This window comes from Mycoplasmopsis pullorum, from assembly GCF_001900245.1.
Lineage (GTDB): Bacteria > Bacillota_I > Bacilli_A > Mycoplasmatales > Metamycoplasmataceae > Mycoplasmopsis > Mycoplasmopsis pullorum.
Map to the genome: position 1 here is coordinate 823,848 of NZ_CP017813.1, position 24,296 is coordinate 848,143.

Below are 24,296 nucleotides of genomic sequence, written 5' to 3' on the forward strand. Positions count from 1 at the left end.
TGTGTTAGTGTGTTTTGGAACTTAATTGTGTAAAAAATAAATCTTCTTCATAATCGTTATATAAAAACGAAATCGGATATTTGTCGGTATCATCGCACATGAATAAAGCTTCCCCTTGGTGTGCGTTGTTGACGTAATTTTGCTCTCATTCTAGCAGTTTCGAATCGTTTGATAAAGAGTTATTAAAACTCTCTAAATCGTCACGATTAACCTTTAAAATGAACTTATATTGCGTTTGTTCGAGCAATTGTTTGGTCTTACTTTCCATTTCCTTATTCAAAGTAAAATCCTTAAAGGACTGCGTTCCTAAAATTAGGAGTCCCCAGTATTTCCGCAAGGTCTTGATTAAGTCAAATAAGAAATCGACTAATAGCACTCCGGCAGCTCCACCAAGGAACTTATGCATCTCATCGACTACAATTACAATTGCTCTTCATTTATTTTGTTGCTCCATTCCAAAGGTTTTAAGATTGTATTTTAAGTTTTCGATAACTGAATAAGAAATTTGATAAATCAAAAGATAAAATAAAATACTTGTTTCCTTAGTTGGAATCCCGCCGGTTTTAGCTAATAATTGTTGCATGTTATATGAAACTAGAGTACTTTCAATTTCAAAACTATCATAGGTGTTAAAAAATTCAAAGTCACCGTTGTCGGCGAAATTGTGGTGTAAAAACCGCAACACACCTTTACGTTGTTCTTCGCTATAGAATGAAAAGTCAAAATCGGATAAAACTTCTAAATTAATCACTTTTAAGACGTCAATAACGTCTTGAATGCGAATTTGGTCTAATTGCGATAAGTCCGCTTCCGCTTCATAGTATCCTTTTTCCTTAAAAATTCATTTAATGGTTCGTTCAATTAATTCCAAATCGATATTTTCTAAATTCGGATCGATTAACTTAAATAGACCATTTAAGAATTTAATCTTATAGTTGATTAATTGTTTAATTGGTGTTGGGATAATTTGGTTGGTATTTGGATCTTGGTACAACTCTGGTTTAATTTCAAGTACATTCATCTTAAAATTGAGCGGATCGGATAAATCGACTACCGAACCACCATTTTCTAAGGTTAATTTGGTATAGTCATTGTTAGGATCGATTAAGAAAATCGAATCACCTTTACTACTATGATAATTAATGAACTTTTTAATTGCGGTGGTTTTTCCTGAACCGGTTTTTCCGATGAAAAACATTGATGAGCTCATCCGTTTTTCGCTTTTAAGCATGTTATCAAAAAATAACACACCACCATCATTACGATTACGACCGAGGATTAAATAGTTTTTATCATTAAAGTATGATGATAAAAATGCTCACGAACGCGCAATGTTGTAGGTTGAGAATGTATGAACGCTTTGGTTCAGATCAAAAAGCGTTTGAAGTGTAAAATGTTTGTACAAGTCACCTTGTTCGTATTTAGACACATTAATTAAGACTCCATTTTTCTTTGCTTCGAAAATCACTTTATTGCGAATTGCTCGCAACTCGGCTAAATCGTGTGATGAAATACAACCGATGAAATTACAATCAAAAAACCCAAGTTTGTATTGAGCATTCTCATTGATTAAATTTTGCAAGGCTTGTTGTTCAATTCCAATTTCCGATGCTTCAGTATCTTTATTAGTTTCATCCATTTCATAGCGTAAGATCCGCGAAACCTTATTTAACATCTTGATTTTGCTTTCTTCATCTAACTCAAGATATTCAATGATAAAGTTAGTGTTAATTTTTTGTGTTCCGACGCTGTTGTAATACATGAAATCAAACAAGAATGAATCTGACAAAATCGATTGAAAGTCTTCGATACGGAAGCATCAAAGATATTTATCGTTGATTTTAATATAGTCACTAAATTCTTCCATCTGTACACTTTGCTTAAATGGTTGCAAAGCTAAAAAATGAAATACTTTTTCAATTTCACCGGCATCTTTAATTTGTTGAATGTGTAAATTCGCACTTTGGAATAAATCTTCTTTTTCGCGGATTCAAAATGAATAAGATTCTTTAGTGTTAATTTCGGCTAAAATGTAGTATTTGTTAATTAATTCTTCATTACTGGATTCTAAAGTCTCAATATCACTAATGACCGAGTCAAAATATTTGATTTTATTCTCTAAGATTTTTTTCTCACTCACACTCCGCGGAGCTGAGTTGTATTGAGCAATCACTGATTCAATTACAGTTTTTAATTTTTGTTTATTTTCTTTTAAATCATTTTCGAAATTGATTTTCAAAATCTTAAATTTTCATAATTTGAGTGACTTAAATAAGTTATGAATGTTTTTAATAAATTCTTCTTGTGTATGTGTGTCAAACGACCAAAAATTGAGTCCTTGTAAGTCGAATAAAACATATTTTTTGTTATCAATTTCAATGGTTCCATCATCATTGATGGAACTAATGTTAATAATTGGATTATTTATTTTCATAACTTCATTTTCTCTTTTTAATTTTGAAAATTAACATTTGATATAAATACACGTATAAGCGTTTGGACTCTTTTTTAAAGAAAAATAGCACCACAAAGATGATTCCAATTAAAACTTGTCACTTGAGTGCACCAATGATTCAATCAAAAAAGACGGTAGTTGAAAAATAAGTCGCGACTCAAATCAACAATGACAAAAGAGCAAACAGACCAATAAAGATTGTGTCTCTTAAATTAATTCCTTTTAAGAGTGAAATATTTTTACTTGATAATTTTCTTGGTTGTAACATCTAACTCCTTTAGTTGTTTTTAAAATTCATAAAGATAGACATTATTTGTCATTTCTTTAGTCGTTTCTTTCTTGAGTTCTTTAACTAATAAATCAAAAAAATGACTTAGAAATTCACAAATAATGTATCTTTGTGCTTTTTGGATTATTTTTTTGGTCACTTTGGTATTTCTGTTATTTAATGTGTAATTATGAAATTGATAATATTGAATTTGTAATTTGTTTTGACTTGCACTTTGTTCGATGTTATTTTGCTCGAATAAATTAATAATGCGGTGAATGTTGTTTCGCTTATTTAACTTCATCGAACTTAAGTCCTTAATTGTTCGTTCTTCAAAATCAAAGATAAACGACGTGACATAATCATTAGCTAAATCATAATAATCAAGTGTTTGGAATTGTTTTAAACTGCGGTGTTTGGACAATGTTTTTCTCACCAAAGTCTTAATTTTTTGATTATTTAATCATTTAATTAAACTTTTAAGTAATTTTTGTTCCATTCTAACTCCTTTAAATTCACTATTTACCACTCATTAGAGAACATTGCAATCAAAAATGTTCAATAAAACGTGTTAAAAAATGCTTAATTAAAACTTCTTCACAAATCTTTAGTTGTGCATTTTGATCTTCATATTCAAAACAATCATCTAAATCCTTAAGATTTAAAATCTGAGCAATTGCTAATTTATCAAGAGCTTGAACTTTAAGAGTTTTTGCTGTGTTATTCACGCAAAGAATCGCAATTTTTGAGATTAAATATTTATCTTCATCAACTAATTGACGAACTTGTTTGGTCGTAAGTTTGGAATTATCTTTTTTTAAATAATCTTTAACTACGTCAATGTATTTTTCAGCAGCTAATGAGAAGCGAATATTACGATAATGATCATATTGAAGCGACTGCAGAATCAACTGAATTGCTCATTTTAATTGATTACGTTTTTCTCACGATTCAATTTTCTCTAATAATGTTTCCTTTGACATAAACTCCTTTAATTGTTATTTTTTCTTGGTTGCTTTAACTTTTTTTTGTGTTTTACTTTGAGCTTCATTTTGAGCTTCATTTTGGGCTTTTGGTATACTGCTTGAGTCGACTACTTTTTTAGTGCTAGCTTTTGCTTTAACTTTTGCTTCAGCTTTATCGACTTTAGATGCGTCACTTTCACTTGTTGCTTTAGCTTTGGTATCACTTTTTTTGGTTTTGGTTGCTTTGTCACTCTTATCGCTTGTGTCTGCTTGAACTTTGACGGTGACTTTTTGGCCTTTTGTTCCTTTTTTACTTTTATCTTCATCAGGGTTTTTCAAGTTCGCAATATTTTTATTAATTTCTTCTAATTTTTCAATTAACAAGACAATATCTGATTTTGTTGTTCCTTGAATCTCACCAGTTTGATTTTTCGCGTTTTTGGTATTTTGAGCTTTATTTTTATCTGGCTTATCATTTTTGGATTTGTCAAAATATTCAATTTTTTCTTTTTGTTTCATACTCAACTCATCAGTTTGAGTATTGGTATTCTTATCGATTAACTTAGTTTCATCTTTAATTGATGCTGTTTTGGATAATTTCGACGAATTAGTTGCTTGTGCTTTGTTAATTAACTCATTTGAATCTACTTCTGACGCTTTTGCTTTGCGAGTCGTTTTTGGTTTGACTACCTTAGTTGGTGTAGTCGCTACTTGTGTTGAATCTGACACAACTGCGGGATTAATTTGAGTTTGAGACAACTCTTGTGCTTTGCTCTTACGGTTTTTTAGAGCTGTTGAATTGGTTAATTTCTGTGTATCAGTCTTGGTTGCATTAATCTTTTGTGTTCTACCATCGCTAATGGTTCGCTTATTTTCATTCTTAAGAGTACTTTTTGCTTTAGCATCGACTTCAGTCTCCTTGCTCTTAATTTGCGGTTTGCGGTTCTTAAATTTCTTAATTCCACCTTTAACAGCACGAATTGGATTCATTTTTTTCATAAATGCAAATGATGGTGATTGTGTCGGCGGGTCAAGTTCTAAACCAAAATGCATGATGATTTTATCCAAAAACTTAAACGAACTCGTCATATATGAATAAGCAAAAAATAAGAATAACAATAACTCAGTAAATCAAGCAAAAGGTTTAACAAAACTGGCTGATTTGACCAAAATCTCATCGTTGAATTGAAAAGCAAAATTAATTGTAACTGCGAAAAACGAATAAACAAACGAGACTCCGACGAAATAAGCGAAATGTCCAAAATAGTTTTTAATTCAATTTTTAAAATGAATATCATCTTCTCGCATAATCGAGGGGATAATAATCGGTAGGGAAATTGTTTTTCATCAAATTTGTTGAATTACTTGAATGATAGTATTTAAACACACCACCAAAAATGTGATCGTACCAAGAGCAAATAATGTTGCTTTAACAATTAAGACCACTCCGGAACCATCTTTTCAGTTATCAAAATAGTCTTTTTCAATTTTTAAGAATAAATCATTATTTTTTCCGTTAATTGTGTATTCTATCTTGCTATTTCATCATGTTTTTTCATCATTAGTTCACTCATCTCACAAACCGGCTTTGTGTCATACAATTTTCATTAATGACGAATTGAAAATTTCTTCTCTCGCAATTGATCCATTTTCAGCTTTGGTAATGCTTGAAATAAGTCAAAAAATTCCATTTGCTGCTAGATTCAAGGTATAAACGGTAAATGGAGTTAAGACAAAAATAAGAGCGATAATTGGTATTTTCTTGAGTGAACGAATTAAATTTCCATATCCATTTTCGCTGTTAGCGTATTTTTTGAGTACAAAAAAGATGATAACCATCAAGACAACAAAACACACAAGTGCAAGCAATGAATAAATAAATGTAGTGTTATTAAAAGAAATGTCTGATCATTCGGGATTAAGTTTTCCAAATAGAACCAAGTTAACACCTTTTAAAAAGACAGCTTCAAAAATGGTATTGATTAATAATCCTAAAATTCAGAAAAACCGTACTAAAAACCAAAAGAGATTAAAGAAACCATAAGCTATAAGGTTATAAAGTCAAGAAAAAAATTTTAAATCCTTTCTATTTTCGTTTTTTAATTATCAATTAATATTTTCTTTTTTAAGATCCAATTAATGTGAATCAATAGATAAAAGCTGGCACAGCTATTAAACACAAGATTAAACCAATTCCATTAATCAAGAATGATTTTTGAATGTTTTTCGAACTATCTGACGCTAAATTTCTATTTTTAAATGTTTTAATTAATTTAAAAATAAAGTAACCAGCAAAAATAGTTGCGATGATTGTTAGTGTTAAACTTCCAAAGGTTTGAACAGTTGAACTAACATCTTTAAATAAACCATTAAAGTATTCTTTAAATGTCGTCAATCCTCTTTTAATGTTACTTCCTTCATAATCCATTTCAGAAGTATTTGCTAATTTGTGAATTAATGTATCCACTACTGACCTCCTATAAATTTATTTTTCTCTATTATACTATTTATGGAAACAATTCCATATAAAATTAAAGAGATTTTTGGAATTCGCGACACAAGGGAACAAAAAAAGCAACCATTATAGTTGCTTTCGTATTCTTATTTGTTTTTGAAAGAGGTTGAACCTATGATTGCAAATAACTTTTTCTTTTTCGTCACTTGCTATCTCCTTTCGTTTTTTGATTCAAATTTATTAATTGGTTGAATTTTTTGATAATCGTTAATTTCGTTTTTGTGCTTTGTTGCATCTTCAAAAATGGTTTGTGGAATACTAACATGTGTTCGACGTAATTTAGTGTAAGTATTCTGTAAATGTTTTAACATCGCAGAGATTTTTCGCATTTAAGCACCAAAGAGCAGCGGTAATTCACTTAAGTCCACGTAAAACACACGTTTACCTTTTTTGGTATGCAAAATGATCTTTTCGAAGAAGTTGCTAATTAGTCACTCCGGTAAATATTGATCCTTATAGGTACTTCAAGCTTCTAAATCAACAATCTCTTGTCGAATTGATCCAAATCGTTTTAATTTGATCTTATGTCAAATTTTTCATGGAATTTTGAGTTTTTGAGAGTCAAAAACTGTGATAGTGTAATATCTTCTTGTCGTTGTTTACCTCGTTTTCTGAATTTTTTGGAATAAATTATGATTCTCTTGATAAAGGGAATAGAAATTTCCGTGCGGTTTAAAGAGTTTATATGCATATGACGGATAACGACGTTTGGCAATTTGCATTACTTTGTGCTGTGTGTCTAAACTAGCTAAGTTTAAAATTTGTTGTTGTTTATCCAAATTAAACGACTCAGCAAAGAACCAACGCAAGCAAATGTCATAACCAATGTGAATCCGTTTAGCCAGAATCATGTTTAAACGCATTTTAAAGTCGTTATAACTCAATTGTTCTAACTCATAGATACTTTTGTCTCGCGTGTTAATCTTACCTAAATACCGTGTTTCTTGCTGCGGTGGAGTGTCTTGGAGTTCAATGTTATTGACTTGGTTGTCTCAATTAGGTCCACTATAGTTAATAAAAACTTTTTTGTTGGTACCAAAACAGATTTGTTTGGTGTTGTTACAAAACGCAAAATCAACGTCAGTAGAAAGCAAATTCGACACTTCAAGCGTGAAATTAAGATATTCGTTTTTGGTGATGCAGCGATTGATAAAGAAAATCATTCGATAAGAATGTGTATTGGTTTTTGGATTTGAGGAGAAACTTTCATAAGCGATATCAGGAACGATTTTCTTGTGTTGATGTAACAGTTTAATTGCATCATTAAAGGCTAAAGTTGAACGATCGATGTCAATAATAATCGTATCAAGTCGATTGGTATTAAATCACACGGTCTTACCACTAGCAAGTGCTTGAGCAATCTCAACTAAGTCGTTAGACAAGACACTGTTGTTTCACGTTCTTTGAATTGACGCAATTTCTTTAGAGAGTGGTTTTTTATCAAAGCGTCTTTGATGAATTAGACACATATTAACTAATCTAGTTTGTTGCATTTTGAATTTATCCTAATAAAAAACAACCTTATGCTTCTAAGGTTGTTGCGATATCTTCAATTTGAAAAGGTATATCAGATAAGATAAAAAAACCTTTAGAAAAACCAAATACAAATGATTTTAAAAAAGCACTCAATAATTTCGGTACATTCACGCTCATTTTTGATACGTCCTTAGTAAAGTCGATCATCCGTAAACACGTCACGATCGCTAACCTTGTTAGTCAATCATTCATGGCATTTACTTGTTCATCAAAAGTCATCGAACGATTCAAATGACCATAACAAAGGACAAATAAATATGTTTGCGTAGCTATTGTAACTCGTAATTTGTCATTATCTTGAATCATTGAAACTTTTTCAATAAAAGCATCCAAATCTGATTCAAACCGTGAAATTGAATCCCCAACCGATGGTGCGAGATTTTCATCAGCGAATTATTTACGGACAATTATATGTTTCTTGTCATAATTCAAGATTCGTTTAAAATTGAGATTCCATATTTTGTTAATTTTCATATTCTCACTTTCTGATCCCCTTTTTGTGGTAACCACATCATAATTATAATGGAAATATTTCCAGACCAAAATAAAAAACGCTTTTTTTCTATTATTTTTTCGATGTGGAAACGATATCAGCAATCTAATTGTACACCAGATTTTAAAACATTGTGAAAATATTTTCATTTTTTTCGAAATCGTCATTTGAGAGATTTGCGACCGCTAATTATGGTTTTGAATTATCAATTCTAATGATTGTGTTAATTAATACGACGATAAGACTAATGTTAATTAAGATTCTATTTTAGATGAGATATATTAACAATTATTCTACTTTAGACTTTTAATAAGAAATATCTATTTTTTCCTATTAATCAATTCTAAGGAGGGGGGTTACCCCCTTAGGACTTTTATATTTAATTTTCTTACTTATTTAATATTTCCTTGTCTTTTTAGAATAATCTTTAAGACAATAGAATTCTAACTAGCTTTAATTAGAAGTATTAGATGAGAATATTTATTAATATTACTAATATGAAACATTAATAATTATTTAGAAATACATTAATAAATCTTTTAATAGAATATTTTTTAATATATATTCTTTATTAGATCTTTAGATATATATTAAGAAGATAGATATCTTAATTAGATATATGTAATATATTAATAACAATAATTTGAAATTAATAGTTTTATCAAATCATTATTATTTTTATAATTAATTTATATATTTTAAATAAATTTACTAAAGTCTCTATGTTATAGAGATATTAGTGAATTTTATTTTTTAAGAATATAAATTAATTAAACATTTTTTAAATAAATGATAATGACTTAATAGCTTAATTATTTTTTGGTTATGCAGCAACAACAATAAGATCTTTGAGTGGTAATAGATGTTATATTAGGACGATAGATAAACGACAAAGAATAACAATTCTAAATCATATTGAAACGTCAAAACATGAACAAAATAAGGTATTTGTAAGAGATATTTAAAGGAATAAATATTTGTATAGTGAGCGACAAATAAATAAGATTTCGTCTTAATAATTTATAGATTTAAGAACTTTAAAATTGATTTTTATTTCTATAAATTAGAGATATTCAAAACTTTAAAACTTGTAATTAGTACGGTACATTAACCGACATTAGTACGACAAATAATAGTTCGTATATATAGAAATAATTAAAACCAAAAATAAAAAAATGAACCATTTAAAAATGATTCATATTAAATTTCATTTACTCATATTTATTATTAATTTTTCTAATTTATGGAAATAATTTCATTATAATATTAATAACGCCAAAATTCCAAAAACGCTTTACAAAATTGAATAAAAAGGAAGTAAATGAGAAAAAATAAAAGATATAAATTTATTTTAAGTTTTTATATTGCTCGCACTAAAATTAAAAGAAAGAAAAATTAATCGTGACTCAAGAAATAAAACCGATCAAAATATTAAATGAGCAAAAATGAAAAATCTATAATGATGATGCGTTTAAAATCATCAAAGAATTTCAAGAACAAAAAATGATGGTTGATCACATAATAACAGATCCACCTTACAATATTTCAAAAGAAAATAATTTTAAGACGTTAAAATCAGCAAAACGTCAAGGAATTCATTTTGGAGAATGAGATGAAAATTTTGATTTATTTGGTTGAATCAAAGATTATGTACCGCTTTTAAAATCAGATGGAAGTATCATAATTTTTTGTTCATATCTCTATATTAGATACTTAATTGATGAATTAACAAAGAATAATATTACGGTTAAAGACATTTTGGTGTGAAAAAAGAGAAACCCTATGCCGCGAAATGTAAATCCTAGATATGTTCAAGATAAAGAATTCGCAATCTGAGGAGTTAAAAAAGGTGCTAAATGAGTGTTTAACAAACCAAATGACGATTTAGGAAATTATGCAAATGCAATTATTTATATTCAGCCTGAATTCTTAAAGGATCATTTCTTGGCTAGTACTAGCCTAGAAACTAGTCTAGAAATTGGAAAAGAAAAAACTATCCATCCAACTCAAAAAAGTTTGTCCTTATTAAAGGAAATTATTAAGATTCATACTAATGAGAACGACATAATTCTTGATCCGTTTATGGGATCAGGGACTACCGGAGTAACCGCTTTAGGGTTAAGTCGAAAATTTATCGGAATTGAAAAAGATAAAGCCTATTTTGAGATCGCAAAAGAGAGAATTGAGCATCAAAGTGAGAAAATATTTGAAAAGGAATTAACTTTTTAAGTTCTAAAACATATATTTTTCCAAAATATGACAAAATAAAATACGAGACCAATGTGTTTCGTATTTTTTAATTTACTTCATTTATGTAATAAATTTAAAATAAATCGACTTATTTTTTAAAAATCACTACATTAATGTAATAAATTTAAAAAAAATTAGTTGTTTTTCATTAAAAATTCATCCCCAATCTGATTTTAAATCTCTTTTTAATGATTATTTTTAGTTATGTATCTATAATTTTTGTTAAATATGGAAATAATTCCATTATAATATAAGCGACAATAAAAAACGAAAATAACAAAAGAAATTAAATATAAACTAGGACTCGAAATATGGACATTCAATGTTTTGAGTCCTAGTTTAATAAGAAAAAAATAATTGATTTTCTTTTATATGAATTTATAAAAGAAAGATAAAAAAAGATCAAAGGAGAAAATAGATGAAAAATAAATCTCAAAATGATGAATTACAAACCAAAGAAAAGAAAAAACGCAGCAAAATCCCGCTCGCAATCTTTGGTACCGCAGTTGTAGTAGCTGGAATTGTAATCCCACCATTATTAGTTAAAAATTGTCAAGCGAAAAAGACAATTTCACTTAATAACATTACTATTAATCAATTAAGCACTGAAGCAAAAAATCTGAAAATCACCATTAATGGTCTTGAGAATGAATTAGAATCAAAACAAGCAAAAATTGATGCTTTAAATGATGAATTAGATAAAGCAAAAAAATTAATTAATTCACATCGTAATAAATTATATGAATTAACCGGAAGCGAAAGTGAAACATATGATTTAGGAGTTGACGGAGAAAAAGCTCTTAGTGGAAGCTTAATTTACATTCTACGTCAAAAAATTCAAGACCGCGACAATACAATTAATGATAAAGACAGCGAGATTGAACAATTTAAAGCTCAATTAGCAGATGCTTTAGGTCAAATCTCAAGTCTGAAAGATGAAATTACGAATAAAAATGCTGAAATTGAGAACTTAAATGAACAACTTAAAGCAGCTAATTCTGATATTGAGCGAATTAAGATGTTATTAGAAGAATCAAATAGCGAAAACTCAAAATTAAGACAACAAATTAAGGATTTAATCGCTGAGACACAAAAACAAAAAGAAGCATTAGAATTCAAAATCGCACAAATTGAGGGTGATAATGCAACCAAACAAAGAATTATCGATGAACAAAAACAAGAATTGAGTAATCTAAATGATAAAATTGCTCAATTAGAAGCATTAATTGAACAACAAAAAGAAACAATTAATCAAAATAATCAAACAATCGCAACCTTAATCGCAGACAAAGAAGCAAATAAAAATGCTTTATTAGATAGTATTGTGTCATATCGTCAAAGCTTAAAAGATTTAATTGCTAAAGTTAATGAAACTAAAAACGTTTTAATTGATTCAGTTGATGAAAATCTTGGTACTCATATCTCGGAAGCGAAAAATAATGCTGCTGCTGACGATCAAGCAAAATACGATGAAATTCTAAAATCTCTTTTTAGTAAAGAGAATATGAAAGAATTGATTAAAAATGGAACAACCAAACTCAATTTAATCAAAAAATACAATGATGAAATTAGCGATGATGAATTAACAAATATTACAATTAACTCAAAATGGGATATCTCCAATTTTACTGATGATGAATTAGCTCAATGATATTCTAAATACTTAGATCTTTCTGATGATGATTTCAAAACATCATTAATTGAAAATGGAACCGTCAAAAAAGATGAATATGATAAATTCTTATCACTTTTTGAGTCATTAAAGGACAAAGCAAATCACAATTTAGATGTTTTAAATCAAGCAAAAACTCAAAATTTGGTTGCTTTAGCAAATTCATATACTAATTTAGAGACTTTATTAGAAACATTATCTACTAAATATCATGAATTAGTTGGAGAAACACCGCTTGAGAGTGAATTAAAACCTGATGAAAAAAATGCTATTGGTGGAATTGTTAAAGAATTACGTGATCAAATTAAGAATCTTAAATTATCACTAGCTAGTGCTGAATCTAAATTATTAGCTCTTTATGGTAATACCGAGCATGATTTTGATTTAGGAAATGACGGAGAAAACGCTGCTAATGGTAGTTATATTAAAGTTCTTTATGATAAATTAAAATACAAAGAACAACAATTTGCAGCAAAACGGATTGAATTAAATAAAGTAGCACGCGAATTAGAAGAAAAGAAAGATGAATTAGCAGAAAAAGATGATGAAATTCGCACCTTAAAAGAACAAGCAACACAACTAAACCAACAAATTTCAAATCTCAATTCACAAATTCAAAGCAAAAATCAAGAAATTAGCTCTAAATCACAAGAAATTTCACACTTAAATGATCAGATTAGCGAAAAAGATGCTGAAATTGAGAGATTACGAGAAGAAAATGAGCGTTACAGAATTGATACTACAGGAAATTCACAAGAATTAGAAAGATTAAGAGCGGAAAACCGTCAAAAACAAGCACGAATTGAAGAATTAGAAAGAGAAAATTCACGTTTACAGAGTTCAATTTCATCACTTACTAGAGAAAGAGACCGAGCTTTAAATGACGTAACCTACTGAAGAGACAGATACTATCAAGTTAATCCAAATCCAAGTGGTAGCTCAGATGAAGAACTAAAAAAAGTAAAAGCTAGATTAATTGAATTAACCGGTGTAGATAATCCAGATTATGATTTAGGTACTGATGGAGCTGATGCTAAAGCTGGTAGTTATATTTATAACTTAAACGCGAAAATTCAACAATTGACTAGAGATAGAGATGACTATAAATCTAAATACGAAATAGCAGAGCAAAATTTCCAAGACTTAAAACGACTTCAAGGGTCGATGTGAAATCATAAAGTCATTTTTGGTACCGAAACAGAATCTCATAAATCAAGGGAAATTGCTAGAGCGGAGACAATAATAGGTACAGGGGATAATATGTCTGGAAAAGATGTAGATCGCTTAGACTCTGAATGAGCATTAACAAAACGAGCTAATTGAGGTAATATCGATGAAGTAGATAAATATAAATATTTCTATAATTTTAATAGTCAAGCAAAAAGCAAATTTACCATTAACTTTAATAGTTTTGATGAAATAAAAAATTACAGACTTAGAATTGGTAACGATTTTAAAACAATTCAAGAATGAACACAGACATCAAGGGTTGCTCTTTATGATAATTCTTATTTTGCATATTTTACAGTAGGTCAAAAAATTAGAGATTATAGTGTAATTCGTACGGAAAAGAAAACTGAATACGTTACCAATGGGTATAATTATGGTTATAATAAAGTAGAAAAAGATGTGGTTGCTTATCGAGACGATGTACACGGATTTCAAATGAGCAAGAGATCTGTTCAATATTCAAAAAATATCAATATAGAATATTCTAAAACACCTACTTCTATTACTTTTACAATAACAGAAACTATCGGAGTAGGTCCGCTAAGCGATGGAAAAAATAACGAAATAAGAAAATATATAGCGTTTCTCGACAAAGAAAATAAATCAGGTTTTAACAATTTTACTAGCACTTACAATAATGAACTAGTTTTATTCGATTCCATTTTATTACCAGAACAATTTATGAAACCTATTAAAGAAATTATATTAGTTCGACCATAAAAAATAATATAATTAAAATATATTATCAATATATTTTAAAGGTAAAAAAATGAAAAAGTTTAAATTGTTGTCTTATGTACTTTTCTTATCTACTAGTATTCCATTAATTAGCACTAGTTGCTTTAACACTACTACAGTAAAAAAGAAAAAAGATATAAAAGATACAAAAAAAGATTATTTGATAAATGAAATTAAAATTGAATATGAAAAATCTATTAAAAAAATTCAAAATGAGTTTTTAGAATTATCAAGTCCAGTTGATTATCTAAATAGTTTAGAAGAAAAATATACAAAAACATTTCATGAAAAAGTCCAAACATTTTATGATGAAAATTATTCTAAAATTGTAAATTCTGATTTAAAAAAATTCTATACAGAATGAAAAGATGAATTATTAAAAATTAATAACTATTTTCAAATTTCTCATGACAAAGAAAATTGATTTTTAGAAAAATTTGTTTATAACCTTTTGAAATATAACAATATGATTTTCAGTTCTGATAGATTTAATGATTTTGAAAAGTATTTTTTTGATGATCTACAACAAATTGATGAATTAACAAAATTAGACGTTTTAGAAAAATTAAAAAAATTCAATTCTTTAGATGTATCTAATTTAGATTGAAGTGGTAAATGAGATTTAATCAAAAAAGAATACAATTCATTTTTTGAAAAATCTTATATGAGAAATAAAGATACTTATTTTGATAAAAAAATTAATGAAATCATTGATGAGTTAAACAAGCATTATCAATTATTTACTCGAGATGCGTGAATGGTTGTTCCGCAAGCTGAATTAGTAGATACATCGCATTTTTCATACGATAATTTAGATCCTTTTATTGAGAGAAATGGACGAAATCACATCGATTATATTATTGATTATATTTATGAATTAGCTAATTCTATAAGACCAATTATCGTAAAAAGAAAAAGTGCTTTTGAACACACTAGAAATATGTCTGATGATGAATGAAATTTAATGATGGAAAAAGGTAAGAAATTACTTGATGAATCATTAGAATTAATTAAAAATAGCATCGGGACAATAGTTAATAAAAACTGAAATTTAGAGCAAACTACTAAAGCATTAGCAAAATATTTAGTGTATAAAAATGATTACACGACACAAAACAGATGAAATGCTGTAACATTTGTTTCGCTTAAAAATGATGTAAGTAATTTCCTTTGTCAAGGGTATAGTGCTTATATGTATATCGCATTAAATTTATTAGGATACAAGGACGTCGGTTTTGAAAGTCAGTATCGCTTTAAAACTAACAAAGAAATTTTTGCTCACATAAATAACACATACAAAATTGATAATAAATTATATGTAATTGACGCAACTTTTGCTGATAAATTTAGACAAAATAATGAAATTTACGAAAATAAAGTAATTAAATGAAATACTAAATATTTAAGTGCTTATGAACAAGTAAACGAATGAATTGATAAATTTGTTTTAGTTCCAATGAATGATTACTTAAATCAAGATCCTAAACAACCACTTTATATTAGTATCACAAGTGATGACTTAAGCGAATTCAAATTTGAATAATTTACACTAATTTAACGATGAAACACGAATAGATTTTAAAATGATCTATTCGTTTTTTAATTTCTTTAAAATTTCTTATTTAATTGTAAAAAAGTCATCGATTTTTATTAATATGGAAATAATTCCATTATAATATTAACAACGACCAAAAACTAAAAATGACTTTATAAAATGACCAAAAAAGGAAGTAAATGAGAAAAAATAAAAGATATAAATTTATATTACCTGCACTAGCTCCTATTGTGCTTGTTTCTCCAATAGTAGCTAGTGCTACGAGTGAAAAAGATATTAACGAGACATTTAGCACTGGAAAAACAAATGAAGAGTTTAAGGATTGAATTTTAGAAAAAATTAATAATTGAGAAACAAAATATTCAAATTATTCAAATGAAATTAATGATTTAAAAAACTCAATTAATTATGCGTTAAATTCAAGATATTATGATTATAAGTCCGATTCAACATTTCAAATGAAATATTTAAAAAAATATTTCAATTTAGCAATAAAAATTTTTGATGCTCGATTAGAGCAAATTTTTGCAGAAATGGTTGAAGATACAAAAATTGAATCAGGTGAATCAAGAAATAAATCAAAAGTTTTAGAATACTTACATCAACTAATTCTACTTGATATTAGATTAAATAAAAATTGATACAATCAATATATTGATAAATCTAATGAAATTGAATATTTGTTAACTAATGGACTTTTGATTTGAAATGAAGACTTTTTGGAAAAATTAGAAATCATTTATCAAAAATTTTCAAAATTACCCACCGAAGCAATTACAGGAAATAAGTGAGATTCATTTAGCTTTACCAATTTAGAAAATATTATATCTGATGAATCATGAAAAATTAAAATTGATGACGTTGATTTAGACAATATCACAACCCAATATCAAAATGATTCTCAAAAAATATTTTCAATATTAAAGTTCATTTATAGAAACAGACCTATTAATAGTATTATAGAAGCATTAAGAAAAATCCAAGAAACATTATTAATTTCAGACTTTAAACGTGAATGAATAAATTCAATTGACGATATATTATTTAGTAATTCGGAAATATACAAATCGATTCAGCAAGAAATCTTAATTTTTAATTCAGATGTTCCATATTTAATGATTCAATTTTTAAATCCATTTTTAGACAAAATAAAAAAATTATCAAAAAATAGAATTCCAGAATTTATGGATAAAAAACCTCAGGAACAATCTTTAACTTACAAAACTTTTTCTAAATATATTTTTGACTTTCTTGTTCGGATGCAACAAATTCCTTTAGAAATGATTAGTGAAAAATCAGAATTTATAGTTGATAATAATCAAGACCCTGAAAAATACAAAAAATTATTTATATATTTATCAAGTTGCACAAGATCCTTTTTAACTTGACAAAAGACTAAGACTTTTGAGAAAGATACTCCTTTTATTTTTAAAGAAGAAATAAATCTTATCTCACCGATAATAGAAGATTTTGTTACTCACTTTGTTAATTCATACAAAACTTTTTTTGTTTTAGATAATAATCAACACACTTATTCTTACGCTAATTCATTTAATACAGTAGTTATTCCATCAGTTTTATCAAATAATAACGATTTTTTTATTAAAAATAGTGATGATATCTTAAAAGGTTCTTTCTGAGAATTATGAAATAGAAATCCAAACCTAACAATTTTTAAAGATGAACCTTATTGAAAAAGAACATTAAAATTTAGAGAATTGATTAAAAATTCTTTTGAAACTTTTTATAATGCTGAAATTCAAGGAAATAAAGATAAGTTTTTCGTTAACTTTATCAAAAGTTTGAGCGCTGCAAAATTTGATACTCCTGAAGCTTTATTCTTTGATGCGCTTACTACTAAAGACGAATTTTTTTGACAATTAAACATCTTAAATTCAAGAGATGATGAATTAAATTCATATTCTGCTTTTGGTAAACCAGCTGTAGCTAACCAAAGCGATGATGTCGCTAATACTCATTTTTTAAACTTTTTTAACTTAGACGATCCTTTAGGATTGCGTTCGTGAAATGATCGTGATAACTTTGATTACGTCCGTTTGGATTCATGGAATCCTGACTATACCATTAATTCACCAAAATCAAAAATATTAGATTTAGATGAAACAGTAAAAATCTTAACTAATTTAATTGATATATTTGATGAAATTGCTGCAACTAATAAAACAGATAAATTGCTATATGGTTGAACTGAAAATTATTTAAAACTACCAATACCAATTATTAAATTGTTGGGAATTCCTGCAGAATTAGAAATTTTTCATATTAATGACAATTTTCGTGAATGACTGGGGTCATGAAGTTGGTGGTTTTATGAATCACAACCTGCTCGAACATTTAGAACAAAAATTATTGTATTTAAAAGATATTTAGAAAATTGAAAAACTCGTTTTGAAAAATACAATAGCAGCTTTGATGGTATTACATTAGAAAATTGAGAAACATTTTTTGCGTCAGAACCGACTATTGAAAACGATAATATTAATAACGATAATTTATCAGAATTAGAAGCATTAATTGAGAGTTTACAAAACCAAGGGATTAACAAAGACAATCGAATTGACGAATTAAATAATCAAAATTCGACAAAAGATGAAAGAATTAGTGAATTAGAATCACAAATTGTCGAATTAAATAATCAAAATTCGACAAAAGATGAAAGAATTAGTGAATTAGAATCACAAATTGTCGAATTAAATAATCAAAATTCGACAAAAGATGAAAGAATTAGTAAATTAGAAGCACAAATTGCCGAATTAAAAGCGAAAGTCGATGAATATTCAAAAACTTTAGAAGACATTAACAACCTTGAAAACTTAGCTAATATGACTAATATCTTAGAAAATGCTAACTCCAACATAAGATCCGCATTTAATAAAATTAGTGAATTCAAAGATAATGTCAATGAAAGTGAAAAAATTGAATTTGAACGCATTTTAAATGACATTATTGAAAAATCAAATCTTAAACAAATTCTTGGAATTACTCAAGTAGATGGAAGTGATTTTAAAGAAAAATTTGAGAATTTAATGACTCAAATGAACCAAAAAGTTATCGAATTGACTCATAATTTAGCAAACAAAGAATCTGAAATTGTTGCCAAAGACAGAGAAATTACTAAATTAAATTCAAAAGTTAAATCTCTTAAAACATCTTTAATTGTTTTAACTATTAATTTCTTTTTAGTTGCTATGTGTCTTACAGGTTTATTCCTTATTCACGAAAAAAGAAAAAATAAAGACAAGAGAAAACAAGTTGACTCATTAAAATAATCTCTAATTTTTTACTAATGTGGAAATAATTCCATTATAATATTATCGATGACTTAAAACAAAATAAAAACCAAATTTGATAAAAAATAAAGAATTTAATTAATTTTGATTGAATAATTCAAAAAGAATTAATTAGAAAGAGGAATTATTAGAGATAAAGAACAAGATTTAGGAACAATTCTCTTTATTAAAACACTTCAAGAAATTGTTTCAAGTAACAATAATGGTAATAGCGGAGAAGAATTTGAAGAATTTATCGAGAAAAAACTTCAAAAAAATTCCTTTAATAAATCATCTCTTGATCCAAATGCTGTATTATCGATTAAACAGATGTTATCATTAGAAAATAAGGAATTTATTGAAATTACCAAAGAATTAAGAAAAAATATTCTAGATAAGGAAATGATTGAGTTTATCAAAAATCCTTTTAAGCAATATTTTAATTCAAATTCCAATATCCATCTTTACATCAAAGAACCTTTTGGATCACAAAATTTTCCAGATTTTCTAATTTTTACCAAAAATTACATTTTTCCGTTAGAAATTAAGTTTTCCAATAAGGTAAATTCATTGACCACTCCAAAGTGAAATAGTAATATTCCAAAAGGTAATTCGATTTATCTTTTTGCCAACCGTGAAAAGACAAACACACCATTATTATTCTTTGGAAATGACTATATTTCAAATGAAATCAGAAATAAAATGATTAAACATTTTGCTAACTTTAAAGAAAAGCAAAAACTAGAGAAATTATTAAGAGATATTCAAAGAATGAATAATCCTTATAATCCTTTTGGTATTTATCCAAAGATTCGCACTGATTTTTTAAGTTCACGGCAATTTATTTTTGGTAATGATGAAAATCTCAATATTTTCGACTTTGCCAAAAAAATGAAATGAGTCGACAACGTTTTTAACACTTTACAAGAGCTAGTAGAAGAATATGAAGAAGAATAATTTCGACCAATTTTACACTAATCCAATAATAGCTAATGAATTAGTTAATTTAGTTAATAATTTATTAAATTTAAAAGATAAAAACTTTTTCGAACCAGCTGGTGGAACCGGAAATTTCATTAGTGCTCTCGAACAAGCTGGAGTTGATGTGAAAAAACAAGTGAAAGCTTGAGACGTCGAACCAAAAGGAAATTATTTGATCCACAAACAAGATTTTTTAACCTTAGACATTAGTGAATTTATTAAAAATCGCAAGAACAATATTGTTATCACTAATCCACCTTTTGGTTTTAAAGGTGATTTAGCGATTAAGTTTCTTAATAAATGTTTAGACTTTTGTGATGTGGTTTGTATGATTTTACCCAGAAGTTTCAAACGATATCAAACACAATCTAAAATTAAAGACACTGCCAAATTGATTTTCTCCATTGATTTAGAAGAAAACGCTTTTTTAGTAAATAATCGTGAATATGACGTTAAATGTGTTTTCCAAATTTGAGTAAACCAAAACTTTAAATGTCTTGCTAGCGACCAAAGAAAAAGAAGCAATAACTTAAAAATCGATGATTTAAAGTTGTTTATCCATAACAACACAAAAAATACTTTAAAGTATTTTCAAAAGGACGTATACGAGTGAAATTTCGCCGTCCATCGACAAGGTTATTATGATTATTCACTCAAAATAACCAATCCAAAAGATTTAGTCCAAAATCGACAATATCTTTTTATTAAAACAAATAATCAGTATTTATTAAGTTTAATCAATCAAATTGACTTTAATAAACTAGCTCAAAGAAACACTGCCATTTTAGGTTTTTCTAATAGTGATTTGATTGACGAAATCTATAAACTACATATTAAAAATATGCTTAGTAAAAGCATTTAACAACAAAGGTTTTTCGTTTGTCTCTATATTGTAGAGACTTACGCAATTTACAATTTATTTTCTACCTTTCTTAAAACCTCATATTTGTATTTTCAATGTTTTTATAATTTACCAAAGTCTCTAATTTATAGAGATATTGGTATTTTTTTATATTTTTATAATAACCGTTAAATGTATAAATTCTAAATTGTATTTAAAGGTATAGTGAGAGACATTCTTATATGAATTAATAAATTATTGAATACAAAAAAACAAATCATTTTAATATTTGAAGAATGTTTTTATAACATTATTTACTAGCTTTTATAGATCTATTTTGTGATATATGGAAATAATTCCATTATAATATTAGTGATGACCGAAATGAAAAACGCAAAACCAAAAAATTAATCCAAATAATGAGTTTTGTCTTTTGTAAATTTTTACAAAAGATGAACAACAAAAGTAGTAAATGAAAACAAATAAATTAGATGATTTTTACCTAAAAAAAACAGGAAATTTGAGATGAATTCAAATAATAAATTTGTAATTTGAGATCTATTTGACGATATGAATCGTTGTTATTATCATAGTCTTAAAGACGAATTTGAAATTTATAGTATCGGAATAAGAAAACATAAAGAAAATTACCGTCAAATTGACTTATCAATTTTAAATAATCAATTATTTGAGCAATTAAATCAACTTCCTTTACCAGATATTATTCTTGCTTCACCACCATGTAATAGTTGAAGTCGAGCAAATACAAATACGACCTTTGTAGAAAATGTTGAAATTCAAGAATACAAAACTAATATTAGTTTTAAGAATTTTGAATTTTATGACAAACATAATTTACAAGCACAACCATCCAAAATTCGCAATCCTATTTCGAAAGTTAAATTGTTCTTAAACGGTTTTAGTACCGCACTTGCTACGGCTGAAATTATTAAATATTACAAACCAAAATATTTTGTAATTGAAAATCCTCAATCAAGCAAAATTTGAAAAATGTTTAATTTTAGTCAAAAATATATTAAAAATTTAACTTTTTATGGAAATTACGATGAGAATTTTCCTAAAAAACCAACAATTTTCCTTTCAAATATCGATTTGAATTTACAAATTAATAAAGTTAAGAATTATAAGAATCTGAATTCCGTTTCACGTAAAAAACGAAGCGATATTCCGCAATCTTTAATTAAGGAAATTGTTGAGAAATTTAAAAATGATTATCAAAACAAATAAAAAGATTTAAAACAACAAAAATAAAAAAAGGATAAAAATGAAATTCACAAAAAAACAAGCGTTAAATTTACTTGAAAAATGAGAACAAGAAGAAAAAGTGTCAATTATTAGAGATGAAATTTTAAAAAAGGATGAACTTTTTCCTTACATGGAAAGTCTCTATTATTATACATATGGATTTCAATACTTTTGATTTGTTAGAGACGTAATAAAAGAACAAAAAGAAAGAAAAATTGACTTAGGAGAGTCCTTTAAAGAAGTTAATGACAACATAAAGAACATCGCAGATTATTTCAGTACTAGTTCTGATTCAACCGGTTATTGATTTGAATTAAATGAAAAAATTGAATATCTATTAGATAAAAAACATTTAACAAACGAACGAATCCAAGAGCTTAATTTAAAAGAATTAGAAGAAATAGCAAATTATCATTTAATAAATGATTTTCTAATTGAATTTAGTAAACGTTTTGAAGCAGAATTTAACAAAGAACTTGAATTAGAAAATCAAAAAGAAATGTTAATGGAATGAAACTTACCATAGAAAGGAGAATTGATAATAACAACTAAACAATATAAAAATGCTAATATGAACCGTGCTAAAAAAGAGAAAAACGATGAATTTTATACTTTATATGAAGATGTAGCAAGTGAATTATCAAAATACGAAAGTCAGTTAAAAGGAAAAGCGATTCTTTGTCCTTGCGACTGAGACTATGAAGATTTAACAAACGAACAAAAACAAGAATATAGAGAAAAAGGTTTTGTAAAAGGTATTAATGACAATTTTGCTTTTTCTCAGTTTCTAAGAGCGAAAAATTCCAATATTGGACTTAATTCTAATTGACAAAACAAACTTTATTTTTCACATTATAACCCTAACACTGGGGGAGAGGGACGACCTTTTCAAATTGCGATAAGAGAATTTGCTAAAAGAGAACCTGATGGGATTGTTATCACCAATCCTCCATTTAGTTTATTTAGGGAATTTATCGATGTTTTATTTGAATGTAATTTGAAATTTCTTATTATAGGGAATAAAAATGCACTTGCATATAAAAAGATTTTTCCTTTATTTATGGAAAATAAATTATGAATTGGTTATACCGTTCCTAGAAGATTTGTTACCGTAGATAATAAAACTGTTAATTTAGGAGTATGTATTTGATTTACTAACTTAGATGTTGATAAGAAAGAAAAGTTAATTCTTACTGAAAAATATGACCCTGAAAAATACCCTAAATACGATAACTATGACGCAATTAACGTTGATAAAACCAAAGATATACCTTACGATTATGACGGACTAATAGGAGTTCCTATTACCTTTTTACAAAAATATAACCCCGAGCAATTTGAAATTATTGGACATAGCAGGTATTTAGAAAAGCACGGGGGTGGTGATGTAAAAATTAATGGTAAAACTTGCTATACAAGAATTATTATTAAAAACTTAAATCCAAATAAAGGAATCGAACTTTAAGAATCATAAATCATATAAACAAAAAAATTTATAGTAAGGAGCAAAATTAATGAATGAAAAATTAATTAAATTAAACGAAAAACAAGAATATTTAAAAACTGTTTCAGACCAAATTTATTGACTTACAACTATGTCTAATTTTCGTAAGCAAGAAATTTCGACAATGAAAGCAGATAAAAATATCCCAAATCGAATCAAAGATAAGGTCATTGAACAATATCAAAAATTAGTTGATGTATTAGATGAATTAATCGCAGTTGAAACAACTGAAACCAAAGTAATTATTAAAGAAATTAATAACTTAATGCGGAGAATATAAAAATAAACGAGAATCCTGTGAATAAAGATGAAATTAATCAAAATATCGAATCACGAATTGCTAATTTAAAAGATGATGAAGTAATTGCTTTTATTGATGGAAGCTTAAAATTAATTGACAAGTGTACATCAATTTATGCTTATGGACTAATTCTTAAAACTAATAAAGAACAAAATGCTTTTAGCGAAGTTTTTGATGATTCACTTACTATTTATCGTAATGTTGCTAGTGAAATTCGTGCTACTGTTAAAGCTATAGAATGAGCAATTAAAAATAACAAACAAAAATTAATCTTATTCTTTGATTATATTGGAATTCAAAAATGGATTACCTTTTGACCAAAAAAGGTTATCAATTACATCAAATCATAAAAACAAAAACTCAATTAATCGATTGAATCAAAGCAGCAGAAAGTTATATTCTTTATGATTTTCTAATTAAATTCACAAAGGATTTA

The 24,296-nt window shown here is 27.1% G+C and carries 20 protein-coding genes; 11 read left to right on the plus strand and 9 right to left on the minus strand.

Annotated features, from left to right (window positions below):
• Nucleotides 1-4 precede the first annotated feature (4 nt).
• The 9 genes from BLA55_RS03405 to BLA55_RS03445 form a co-directional block, all read right to left on the minus strand.
• Nucleotides 5-2,434, minus strand: a complete 2,430-nt coding sequence (locus BLA55_RS03405; RefSeq protein WP_073372685.1) for a helicase HerA domain-containing protein — start codon at nt 2,432-2,434, stop codon at nt 5-7.
• A complete protein-coding gene (locus BLA55_RS03410; RefSeq protein ID WP_073372686.1) occupies nt 2,421-2,723 on the minus strand; it encodes a hypothetical protein in 303 nt (100 codons plus the stop codon). The genes BLA55_RS03405 and BLA55_RS03410 overlap by 14 nt, the downstream gene beginning before the upstream one ends.
• 19 nt (nt 2,724-2,742) lie before the next feature.
• On the minus strand, nt 2,743-3,222 hold the full coding sequence (locus tag BLA55_RS03415) for a hypothetical protein (RefSeq protein WP_073372687.1): 480 nt from the start codon (nt 3,220-3,222) through the stop codon (nt 2,743-2,745).
• Nucleotides 3,223-3,241: 19 nt separating this feature from the next.
• Nucleotides 3,242-3,706 carry a hypothetical protein gene (locus BLA55_RS03420; protein ID WP_073372688.1) on the minus strand — a complete coding sequence of 155 codons (465 nt, stop codon included), beginning with the start codon at nt 3,704-3,706 and terminating at the stop codon, nt 3,242-3,244.
• Nucleotides 3,707-3,721: 15 nt separating this feature from the next.
• Entirely contained in the window at nt 3,722-5,629 is a 1,908-nt protein-coding gene (locus BLA55_RS03425) for an Mbov_0396 family ICE element transmembrane protein (protein WP_073372689.1), read from the minus strand.
• Nucleotides 5,630-5,813: 184 nt separating this feature from the next.
• Nucleotides 5,814-6,155, minus strand: a complete 342-nt coding sequence (locus tag BLA55_RS03430; protein WP_073372690.1) for a hypothetical protein — start codon at nt 6,153-6,155, stop codon at nt 5,814-5,816.
• Between the two features lie 197 nt (nt 6,156-6,352).
• Nucleotides 6,353-6,532: a hypothetical protein gene (locus BLA55_RS03435; protein WP_073372691.1), complete on the minus strand. Its 180-nt coding sequence runs from the start codon at nt 6,530-6,532 to the stop codon at nt 6,353-6,355.
• A gap of 270 nt (nt 6,533-6,802) precedes the next feature.
• Complete coding sequence (locus BLA55_RS03440; protein ID WP_073372692.1) at nt 6,803-7,696, minus strand: hypothetical protein; 894 nt, start codon at nt 7,694-7,696, stop codon at nt 6,803-6,805.
• A gap of 28 nt (nt 7,697-7,724) precedes the next feature.
• Nucleotides 7,725-8,045 carry a hypothetical protein gene (locus BLA55_RS03445; protein ID WP_157089924.1) on the minus strand — a complete coding sequence of 107 codons (321 nt, stop codon included), beginning with the start codon at nt 8,043-8,045 and terminating at the stop codon, nt 7,725-7,727.
• Between the two features lie 1,588 nt (nt 8,046-9,633).
• Between BLA55_RS03445 and BLA55_RS03450 the strand changes: the two genes are divergently transcribed.
• The 11 genes from BLA55_RS03450 to BLA55_RS03505 all read left to right on the plus strand — a co-directional run bounded on the left by BLA55_RS03450 (nt 9,634) and on the right by BLA55_RS03505 (nt 24,210).
• On the plus strand, nt 9,634-10,461 hold the full coding sequence (locus BLA55_RS03450; protein ID WP_198763818.1) for a DNA-methyltransferase: 828 nt from the start codon (nt 9,634-9,636) through the stop codon (nt 10,459-10,461).
• A gap of 439 nt (nt 10,462-10,900) precedes the next feature.
• Nucleotides 10,901-14,104 (plus strand): coiled-coil domain-containing protein, encoded by a 3,204-nt coding sequence (locus BLA55_RS03455; RefSeq protein ID WP_073372694.1) that lies wholly within the window; start codon nt 10,901-10,903, stop codon nt 14,102-14,104.
• Between the two features lie 49 nt (nt 14,105-14,153).
• Nucleotides 14,154-15,665, plus strand: coding sequence for a hypothetical protein (locus tag BLA55_RS03460; protein WP_073372695.1), 1,512 nt, complete (start codon nt 14,154-14,156; stop codon nt 15,663-15,665).
• A gap of 191 nt (nt 15,666-15,856) precedes the next feature.
• On the plus strand, nt 15,857-18,967 hold the full coding sequence (locus BLA55_RS03465) for a hypothetical protein (protein ID WP_073372696.1): 3,111 nt from the start codon (nt 15,857-15,859) through the stop codon (nt 18,965-18,967).
• Nucleotides 18,968-19,297: 330 nt separating this feature from the next.
• On the plus strand, nt 19,298-19,924 hold the full coding sequence (locus BLA55_RS03470) for a hypothetical protein (RefSeq protein WP_073372697.1): 627 nt from the start codon (nt 19,298-19,300) through the stop codon (nt 19,922-19,924).
• A complete protein-coding gene (locus BLA55_RS03475) occupies nt 19,911-20,810 on the plus strand; it encodes a hypothetical protein (protein WP_073372698.1) in 900 nt (299 codons plus the stop codon). The genes BLA55_RS03470 and BLA55_RS03475 overlap by 14 nt, the downstream gene beginning before the upstream one ends.
• Before the next feature lie 504 nt (nt 20,811-21,314).
• The gene (locus BLA55_RS03480) at nt 21,315-22,037 is read left to right on the plus strand and encodes a hypothetical protein (RefSeq protein WP_073372699.1); all 723 of its coding nucleotides are present in this window, start codon (nt 21,315-21,317) and stop codon (nt 22,035-22,037) included.
• Nucleotides 22,038-22,074: 37 nt separating this feature from the next.
• Nucleotides 22,075-22,581 (plus strand): hypothetical protein, encoded by a 507-nt coding sequence (locus BLA55_RS03485; protein ID WP_073372700.1) that lies wholly within the window; start codon nt 22,075-22,077, stop codon nt 22,579-22,581.
• A gap of 9 nt (nt 22,582-22,590) precedes the next feature.
• Nucleotides 22,591-23,520, plus strand: a complete 930-nt coding sequence (locus BLA55_RS04200; protein ID WP_084107667.1) for an adenine-specific methyltransferase EcoRI family protein — start codon at nt 22,591-22,593, stop codon at nt 23,518-23,520.
• A 49-nt stretch (nt 23,521-23,569) separates the two neighbouring features.
• Complete coding sequence (locus tag BLA55_RS03500; protein ID WP_073372701.1) at nt 23,570-23,839, plus strand: hypothetical protein; 270 nt, start codon at nt 23,570-23,572, stop codon at nt 23,837-23,839.
• A 17-nt stretch (nt 23,840-23,856) separates the two neighbouring features.
• Nucleotides 23,857-24,210: a ribonuclease H family protein gene (locus BLA55_RS03505; protein ID WP_073372702.1), complete on the plus strand. Its 354-nt coding sequence runs from the start codon at nt 23,857-23,859 to the stop codon at nt 24,208-24,210.
• Nucleotides 24,211-24,296 lie beyond the last annotated feature (86 nt).